This is a genomic window from Cupriavidus sp. SIMBA_020 (genome assembly GCF_046535395.1).
In the GTDB taxonomy this organism is placed as follows: domain Bacteria; phylum Pseudomonadota; class Gammaproteobacteria; order Burkholderiales; family Burkholderiaceae; genus Cupriavidus; species Cupriavidus campinensis.
The window spans coordinates 1-231 of record NZ_JAWRWU010001808.1; the positions used below are offsets into that span (position 1 = coordinate 1).

Below are 231 nucleotides of genomic sequence, written 5' to 3' on the forward strand. Positions count from 1 at the left end.
GGCTTCGAGGTCGTGCCGGACGTGAAATAGAGCAGCATCGGATCGCTCGCGCGCGTCGGGCCGTCGGGCACGAACGCGGCGCTGGCCGCATAGGCGCGCGACAGATCGATCCACGGCGCGCCGACGTCCGGCGCGCCCACCGCGATGCGCTTCACGTTCGCGTCCAGCGTGTCGAACTTCGCGAGTTCCGCCGCATCGACCACGACGTATTGCGCGCCGCCCGCCTCCACG

Annotated in this window: 1 pseudogene; it reads right to left on the reverse strand. The window is 71.0% G+C overall.

The annotated features are described in order from the left end of the window. Positions 1–231: pseudogene (locus SB751_RS35845) on the reverse strand (AMP-dependent synthetase); the annotation flags it as partial.